8 protein-coding genes are annotated in these 7,995 nt (G+C 57.2%); 5 read left to right on the plus strand and 3 right to left on the minus strand.

Annotated elements, in window-relative coordinates:
• The 5 genes from B3Z49_RS05410 to B3Z49_RS05430 form a co-directional block, all read left to right on the plus strand.
• Positions 1 to 411: N-formylglutamate amidohydrolase (locus B3Z49_RS05410; RefSeq protein ID WP_296988690.1), on the plus strand; the 411-nt coding region annotated here is incomplete at its 5' end.
• Complete coding sequence (gene hutU / locus B3Z49_RS05415; RefSeq protein WP_296988691.1) at positions 408 to 2,084, plus strand: urocanate hydratase; 1,677 nt, start codon at positions 408 to 410, stop codon at positions 2,082 to 2,084. The genes B3Z49_RS05410 and hutU, both read left to right, overlap by 4 nt.
• Positions 2,085 to 2,161: 77 nt before the next feature.
• Positions 2,162 to 3,256 (plus strand): TRAP transporter substrate-binding protein, encoded by a 1,095-nt coding sequence (locus B3Z49_RS05420; RefSeq protein ID WP_008889951.1) that lies wholly within the window; start codon positions 2,162 to 2,164, stop codon positions 3,254 to 3,256.
• Positions 3,257 to 3,331: 75 nt separating this feature from the next.
• Entirely contained in the window at positions 3,332 to 3,853 is a 522-nt protein-coding gene (locus B3Z49_RS05425) for a TRAP transporter small permease subunit (protein WP_008889950.1), read from the plus strand.
• Positions 3,853 to 5,400, plus strand: a complete 1,548-nt coding sequence (locus B3Z49_RS05430; RefSeq protein ID WP_296988695.1) for a TRAP transporter large permease — start codon at positions 3,853 to 3,855, stop codon at positions 5,398 to 5,400. The genes B3Z49_RS05425 and B3Z49_RS05430 overlap by 1 nt, the downstream gene beginning before the upstream one ends.
• Positions 5,401 to 5,474: 74 nt before the next feature.
• Here B3Z49_RS05430 and B3Z49_RS05435 read toward each other — a convergent pair whose 3' ends face one another.
• The 3 genes from B3Z49_RS05435 to B3Z49_RS05445 are packed head-to-tail and all read right to left on the minus strand — an operon-like array spanning position 5,475 to position 7,816.
• Positions 5,475 to 5,930, minus strand: coding sequence for a DUF3237 domain-containing protein (locus tag B3Z49_RS05435; RefSeq protein ID WP_063089091.1), 456 nt, complete (start codon positions 5,928 to 5,930; stop codon positions 5,475 to 5,477).
• A gap of 10 nt (positions 5,931 to 5,940) precedes the next feature.
• Complete coding sequence (locus tag B3Z49_RS05440) at positions 5,941 to 7,236, minus strand: TRAP transporter large permease (protein WP_296988697.1); 1,296 nt, start codon at positions 7,234 to 7,236, stop codon at positions 5,941 to 5,943.
• Positions 7,229 to 7,816, minus strand: a complete 588-nt coding sequence (locus tag B3Z49_RS05445; RefSeq protein ID WP_296988699.1) for a TRAP transporter small permease — start codon at positions 7,814 to 7,816, stop codon at positions 7,229 to 7,231. The genes B3Z49_RS05440 and B3Z49_RS05445 overlap by 8 nt, the downstream gene beginning before the upstream one ends.
• Positions 7,817 to 7,995: the final 179 nt, after the last annotated feature.

Here is a 7,995-nt window from a genome sequence, read left to right on the forward strand (position 1 = left end):
CGCGTGCGCGCCAAACACGGTGTGGCGATCCTCTATGATTGCCATTCGATCCGCTCAAACATTCCGTTCCTGTTTGACGGCACATTGCCGGACTTCAATATCGGCACCAATCTGGGCGCCACATGCGATCCGATGATCGAGACGCTGACATCCGAAATCTGTTCGCAGGCCCAAGGATACAGTGCGGTTCTGAACGGTCGCTTCAAGGGTGGCTGGACCACCCGCCATTACGGCCGCCCGGAGATCAATCAACACGCCATCCAGATGGAACTGGCGCAATCCACCTATCTAACGGCCGAGGAAGCCCCTTGGTCCTATGACGAAAGCCGTGCAGCAAAATTGCGCACGCATCTTACTGAAATCCTGAAGACACTGGCCGATTTGGCCCCAGCACTAAGAGGCAAGTCATGACCAACAATCCGCGTCACAACCAGCGTGATATTTATCCCGACACCGGGAGCACAATTTCGGCGAAAAGCTGGCTGACAGAAGCACCGATGCGCATGTTGATGAACAACCTGCATCCCGATGTGGCCGAAAACCCGCATGAGCTGGTTGTCTATGGCGGCATCGGCCGGGCAGCGCGCACCTGGAAGGATTTCGATCAGATCGTTGCCAGCCTGAAGGAACTTGAAGATGACCAGACCCTTCTGGTGCAGTCGGGCAAGCCGGTTGGCGTGTTCCGCACGCACAAGGATGCGCCGCGTGTTCTGATTGCGAACTCCAACCTTGTGCCGCATTGGGCCAACTGGGACCATTTCAACGAACTCGATAAAAAGGGTCTGGCGATGTATGGCCAGATGACCGCGGGTTCGTGGATCTATATCGGGTCACAGGGCATCGTGCAGGGCACCTATGAAACCTTTGTCGAGGCCGGCCGCCAGCATTATGACGGCGACCTTACCGGCAAGTGGATCCTGACCGGTGGCCTTGGCGGCATGGGTGGTGCACAGCCGTTGGCCGCTGTGATGGCCGGCGCGTGCTGTTTGGCAGTCGAGTGCGATGAAACCCGTGCGGATTTCCGCCTGCGTACCCGTTATGTCGACGAGAAAACCCATTCGCTCGACGAAGCGCTTGAAATGATCGAGCGTTGGACCAAAGCAGGCGAAGCCAAGTCCGTTGCCCTGATCGGCAATGCGGCGGATGTGTTCCCGGAACTGGTCAGGCGCGGTGTTCGCCCGGACATCGTGACGGATCAGACATCAGCACATGACCCGGTACATGGATACCTTCCGCAGGGTTGGACCGTGGCCGAATGGCGCGAAAAGCAGGAAGCCGATCCCAAGGCTGTTTCCAAGGCCGCCCGCGCATCGATGCGCGTTCAGGTCGAGGCCATGGTTGCCTTCCACGAGGCGGGCGTCCCGACGGTCGATTACGGCAACAACATCCGTCAGATGGCGCTTGAAGAAGGGTTCGAGAACGCCTTCGCCTTCCCGGGCTTCGTTCCGGCCTATATCCGCCCGCTGTTTTGCAAGGGCATCGGTCCGTTCCGCTGGGCGGCCCTTTCGGGTGACCCCGAGGACATCTACAAGACCGACCAGAAGGTCAAGGAACTGATCCCCGATGATCCGCACCTGCATAACTGGCTGGACATGGCGCGCGAGCGCATTTCGTTCCAGGGCCTGCCGGCGCGTATTTGCTGGGTCGGTCTGGGACAGCGCCATCGTCTGGGTATGGCGTTCAACGAAATGGTCAAGAATGGTGAACTGAAAGCCCCGGTCGTCATCGGGCGTGACCATCTTGACAGCGGTTCGGTCGCAAGCCCGAACCGCGAAACCGAAGCCATGAAAGATGGCTCGGATGCGGTCAGTGACTGGCCGTTGCTTAATGCGCTGCTCAATACGGCGTCCGGGGCGACCTGGGTATCGCTGCATCATGGCGGCGGTGTTGGAATGGGCTTCTCGCAGCATTCCGGCATGGTGATTTGTTGTGACGGCACAGAAGATGCCGCACGCAGGGTCGAACGCGTCCTTTGGAACGATCCGGCAACCGGTGTGATGCGTCATGCGGATGCAGGATATGACATCGCACTGGATTGCGCCCGGGAACACGGGCTGAACCTGCCCGGGATTCTCGGCAAGTAATTAAAACTCACGCGTGGGGGCAGTGACGACTGCCCCTGCACCGCCCTTTTGGGGTACAATCAAGGAGGCTTCTTAACATGAAAAGACGTGAATTTCTGACCGCCGGTGTGGCCGGCGCAGGTGCAGCGGCCGCTGCGACATTCGCAACCCCTGCCATCGCACAGGACAAGCGCCAGTGGAACATGGTCACCGCATGGCCGAAAAACCTGCCTGGGCCGGGTGTGGCTGCGCAGAAACTTGCAGACCGTATAACCACACTTTCGGGTGGCCGTCTTGAAGTCAAGCTTCATGCCGCTGGCGAACTGGTTCCGGGCAATGGTGTGTTTGACGCCGTTGCCGAAGGTACGGCTGAGATTTATCACGCGGTTCCGGCATACTGGGGGTCAAAATCCAAAGGTATCCTTCTGTTCGGGTCGCAGCCATTTGGCCTGCGCGCCGATGAACAGGTTGGCTGGCTGAACTATGGTGGCGGTCAGGAACTGTATGACGAAATCTATGGTCAGTTCGGTCTGAAGCCGTTCCTGTGCGGTAACTCCGGCCCGCAGTGGGCAGGTTGGTTCCGTAACGAAATCAACTCGGTCGATGACCTTAAGGGGCTTAAGTTCCGCACCACCGGTCTGGCATCGGAGATGTGCTCGAAACTTGGTATGGCGGTTCAGGCCATGGGCGGTCGTGACATGTTCCAGGCACTTCAGTCTGGTGCGCTTGATGCCGGTGAGTTCATCGGTCCATGGAGTGACAGTGCGCTTGGTTTCTATCAGGTTGCCAAGAACTACTACTGGCCAGGTGTTGGCGAGCCGTCCTCGGCCGAGGAATGCGCGGTGAATGCCAAGGCCTATGCCGACCTTCCCGATGACCTGAAAGCCGTCGTCAAGTTCGCGGCAGACAGCCTTTATAACGAAGTATGGACCGAGTACGAGACCAAGCATGCCATGGCGCTGAAACAGCTTGTTGCAGAACAGGATGTGAAGGTTCGCAAGCTTCCGGACGAAGTTGTCGAAGCCATGGCCAAAGCCGGTGCCGAGGTGATTGCGGAGCTTCGCGAAAGCGACGATGCACTGACTAAAAAGGTCACCGAAAGCTTTGTTGCCTATCGTGACCTGATCGGTGGTTACATGACCTATGCCGATAATGGTCAGATGAATGCACGCGCCAAAGCGCTTGGCTTCTGATAGACGTTATGACCGGTGCCGGAAATATCCGGCACCGGTTTCTTTTTTCAGGCGTGCCTTTCACGGGGAGATGTCATGCAACGCCTTGCTGATGCACTTGACCAGATAAACCACTGGACCGGGATGACTGTGCGCTGGTTCGCACTTCTGATGGTTCTGTTGCAGTTTACCGTGGTCTTGCTGCGCTATGTTTTCGGGTTCAGTTCAATTGCGCTTAATGAAAGCGTTCTGTATCTGCATGCCGCTTTGTTCATGTTGGGGGCGGGCTATACGCTGTTGGTTGATGGCCATGTCCGGGTGGACATTTTTTATGCCGCAGCCACCGACAAGACCAAGGCGCGGATCGATGCGTTTGGCTATGTGGTTCTGGCAATCCCGTCGATGGCAGCCCTGCTGTATTGGACCTGGCCGTCAGTGATCAATTCGATCTCGATGATGGAAGGGGCCATTTCGGTGGGGGGCATTCCCGCCGTCTGGTTTTTGAAATCCCTGATCCCGGCCTTTTGCATTCTGTTGATTATCCAGTCCGTGGCCTGCTTGCTCAGGCAGGTGGTTTTGCTGCGCGGCAATGTTGAAGATCAAGGCGGTGCAAAGTGATGGAATATCTTGATCTTTTGATGTTTGCCGCCCTGATGGGCTGCATCCTTCTGGGCTTTCCGGTGTCATTTTCAATCGCCGGAACGGCGGTGATTTTCGGTTATCTCGGCTGGGTCACCGATACGATGAATATCGGGCTGATGGGGGCGTTCGGGCAGCGCGTGTTTGGCACGCTGACCAATGATGTCCTGATCGCCATTCCGCTGTTTGTCGTTATGGGTGTTGTCCTTGAACGATCCCGCATTGCCGAAGATTTGCTCCATACCATGGGCCGACTGTTTGGTCAGTTGCGCGGAGGTTTGGGTATTTCGGTCGTGCTGGTGGGGGCATTACTGGCGGCCTCGACCGGCATCGTTGGCGCCACGGTGATTGCCATGGGCATGATCGCGCTTCCGACCATGTTGCGCACCGGATATAACCCGAAAATGGCATCGGGCCTTGTCTGCACGGCAGGCACGCTTGGCCAGATTATCCCGCCCTCGACGCTTTTGATCATTCTGTCTGACGTGATGTCGTCGGCCTATCAGCAGGCGCAATATGAACAAGGCAAGTTCACCATCGAAACCATTTCGGTCGGGCAAATTTTTGCCGGTGCGCTGATCCCCGGCCTGACGCTGGTGGCGATTTATATCATCTATATCTTGCTGCGCGGGCTGATACGCCCGGCCGACATGCCACCTGTGCAAAGCGATGATGGCCGCCCCAGCGCGGGCGAAGTGGTCGGTGCGGTTTTGCCGCCTGTGCTTTTGATCATTGCCGTTCTTGGTGCCATTCTGGGCGGGGTTGCCACCCCGACCGAGGCGGCATCGGTGGGCGCGATCGGTGCGATCCTGATGGCGGGCGTCCGTCAGGGGGCGAACCGCAATCTGGTTCTGACCGGGACCGTCGCACTCTTGATCCTGGCGATCATGGCCGGTGTCGCGCCGGTGCGTTTCCAGCGCAGTGACCTGACCGGTATTGATTATGCCCTGGGTGCTGGTTATGTGGCGCTGGCGGTTATCGGGATTGTCGCGATCCTCGCCTGCCTGCGTCAGGCATGGAAAGCTGACATTCTGAAATCGGCGCTGACTTCGACCATGACGGTCAGTTCAATGATCTTTGCCACCATCCTGACGGCCAGCATGTTCTCGCTGGTGTTTATCGGGCTGGGCGGCGAAGACCATGTGGAGGAAATCCTTGAATCGATGCCGGGTGGTCCGACTGGGGCGCTGATCTTCTGCATGGCGTTGATCTTTGTTCTCGGCTTCTTCCTTGATTTCGTGGAAATCACGGTGATCCTGCTGCCGCTGATTGCGCCGGGGCTGATCATGATGGGCCATGATCCGGTGTGGCTGGCGATCCTGATTGCGATCAACCTGCAGACATCGTTCCTGACACCACCATTTGGCTTCTCGCTGTTTTATCTGCGCAGTGCCGCCCCGCCGGAAATCACCACCGGCCAGATTTATCAGGGTGTGGTGCCGTTTATCGCCCTGCAGCTGTTTGGCATTTTCGTGATCTGGCTTTGGCCGTCACTGGCCAACTGGCTGCCAAGCGTGGTGTTCTAGGCAAAGAACTGAAAATGAAAAAACGCCCCCGATTTATTGGGGGCGTTTTTGTTTGGTCATGGCCAAAGCGGCTATTACAGGACTTCGTAGACCGACACATAGACCGTGCTTTTTTCGCGCTGCCCGGATCCGACAAAGATCCGGTGATTAAGCCAGCTATAGCGTTCATCGCCGGTTTCGAACCGGGGCTGGGTGCGCATGTAATATTTCGATGGGTCGACATGTTCACCGCGTGCAAGCGCGTCCAGAACGTCCTTGGGGCCATGCCGGAACCCGAAATTGCGGATATCAATCAGCGCCCCGTCGTGGGTTTCGATGCAATATCGGGTATCAAGTTCGGCGACACCGTTTTCAAAAACGGTTTGCCAGTCGGCACCCAATGCCAGAACACGGCCGTTCAACGATTTGCCTTCGACGTGACCGCCTATGATCGGAATGATCCGGCGTGTGCCGCGCATTGAGTTGCCGAGCTCCATCGGGGCTTCCAGCTCGACCGTTAGATCGCAAAAATGTTCAAGCTCAAGCTTCATATCGGCCTCTTTAGTTCATGGTCGTCGGCAGGAAAAGAACGATGGATGGCACAGCAACCAAAAGGATCAGGCGAATGATGTCGACCGCAACAAACGGGATGACACCCTGAAAGACCTTTTGCAGCGGCACTTCGCGGGCAATCGAATTGATGACAAACACATTCATCCCGACTGGCGGGGTGATCAGGCCAAGTTCAACCGTCATGACAACGATGATGCCAAACCAGATCGGATCAAACCCCAACTGGGTGACCACAGGAAACACGATGGGCACCAGAAGAATGATCATCGCCATGGCATCAAGGATGCAGCCCAGCAACAGGAAAAACACCAAGATCAGCGCAAGTGTCGGATAGGCCCCGATATCAAGCCCGACCAGCCACGCGGTGATCTTTTGCGGGGTCTGGGTGATGGCCAGAAAATAGCCAAACAGGATCGCACCGATCAGGATGGTATAGATCGCAACCGAGGTGCGCAGGGCCTCGACCAGACTATCAAGAATGCTGCGCCAGCCAAGCCGCCCCCGAATCACCCCGATCAGGGCGGTCAGGACAGAGCCAACTGCCGCGGCCTCGGTCGCGGTGACGACACCCAAATAGATGCTGCCGATAATCGCGATGAACAGGGCCAGAACCGCCCAGACGTCGCGCAAGGATCGAATGGCGTTGCGCAAATCAAACGGTTCGCCCGCTGGTAAACCACGGGCATAGGTCACCCGAAAGGCCAGCATATACATCACAATCGCCAGAAGGCCCGGAATGATGCCAGCAATGAAAAGCTTGCCGACATCCTGTTCGGTGATAAAGCCATACACCGCCAGAACAACCGACGGCGGGATCAGAATGCCAAGCGTTCCGCCCGCGGCAATTACCCCGGTCGCCACATGATCGCGATAGCCACTGCGCTGCATTTCCGGCAAAGCGACCTTGGTCATGGTTGCCGCCGTTGCGACCGATGATCCCGATATGGCGGCAAACCCCGCACAGGATGCAATGGTCGAAAGCGCCATGCCGCCCCGAAATGATCCTAGCCACGCCTGCCCCGCGCGAAACAGTTCGCGCGACATGCCGGAATTGGTGGCAAGAACGCCCATCAGAATAAAGAACGGAATGAGGCTGAGGTTAAAGTCGGTGATGGTGCGGATCGGCGATTGCGCCAGAAGGTTGAGTGCAGGCGTCGGGCCAACAATTGCGGCAAAGCCGCCGACACCAACAATCCCCATCGCAATGCCGATCGGCACCCGAAGCAGCATCAGGGCAAACAGCGCAACAAACCCGCCCAGTGCGACAAAATCGGCTTCAGTCATCACTTCCCCCTGAACCACCAGTTTGCTTTTGTTTTTGCGGGTCGGAGGCAATATGCGGCTCTGACTCGGCGGGTTCAAAATCATCCAGACCGGCATTGGTCAGCGCGATCATCAAGGCGCGCGCCAGAATGGTCAGCATGCTTACCGCAACACCAAGCCAGATCAGCCCCATGACCGGCCAGACGGGAACCTGCAGATCAAATGTCGTCTCGCCACTGTTATAGGCGCTGGTAACACGCGCCAGCATTTTCCAGCACAGCAAGCCGGTGAAACCCAGCAAGACCATCCAGGCAAAGAAATCCGTCCATCGACGAACACGCGCGGGCAACATCAGGGCGAACAGATCGACCTTGATGTGCGATCCACGATAGCCCACGCAGGCAAAACCCCACATGATGACCACGCCCAGAAACAGGCGCGAAAAATCAAATGCATCCGGGATCGGCCATGCAAACAGGTAGCGACCAATTGCGGATGCCAGAACCAGCAACGTGATCACCGCAAGCAAAATGGCCGAGACCATTTCGACCTTGCGCGAAAAGGCTTCGAGATATGTCAGGGAGCGATGAAGGACCCGCATGATCTATGCACTTTCAGAGGTATCGGCAGCACCGACATGCGATGCCGCCGATACAGGGAGCGTCATCAATACTTGGCGTTCTCGGCTTCGAGCGCGTCGATGAAGGCCTTGTAAATGGCATCGGCATCACCGCCCTTGGCCGTAACGCTTTCGCGCCATTGGGCAACAAGCGGTTCGGC

The sequence above is a fragment of the Thalassospira sp. UBA1131 genome (assembly GCF_002311515.1).
Taxonomy (GTDB): Bacteria; Pseudomonadota; Alphaproteobacteria; order Rhodospirillales; family Thalassospiraceae; genus Thalassospira.